Annotated in this window: 2 tRNA genes; both read right to left on the bottom strand. The window is 48.4% G+C overall.

Annotation, left to right across the window (positions count from 1 at the left end):
* Nucleotides 1-19: 19 nt before the first annotated feature.
* Nucleotides 20-93 (bottom strand) — tRNA-Ala (locus tag GK091_RS29350).
* 16 nt (nucleotides 94-109) lie between these two features.
* A tRNA-Ile gene (locus GK091_RS29345) sits at nucleotides 110-183 on the bottom strand.
* Between the last annotated feature and the right edge of the window lie 38 nt (nucleotides 184-221).

Genomic DNA, 221 nt, shown 5'->3' with positions numbered 1-221 from the left:
ATGAACCCGTTGGTTCATGTGGAGAATAACGGATTCGAACCGTTGACCCCCTGCTTGCAAAGCAGGTGCTCTAGCCAGCTGAGCTAATCCCCCATATTTTTGGTTACTGTGGGCCTGCGTGGACTCGAACCACGGACCTCTACATTATCAGTGTAGCGCTCTAACCACCTGAGCTACAAGCCCAGTACTTTGCATATTGACATCAATAGTAGCAACTAAAT

The sequence above is a fragment of the Spirosoma agri genome, assembly GCF_010747415.1.
Classification (GTDB): Bacteria; Bacteroidota; Bacteroidia; order Cytophagales; family Spirosomataceae; genus Spirosoma; species Spirosoma agri.
This window is presented reverse-complemented; position numbering and strand designations above follow the sequence as displayed.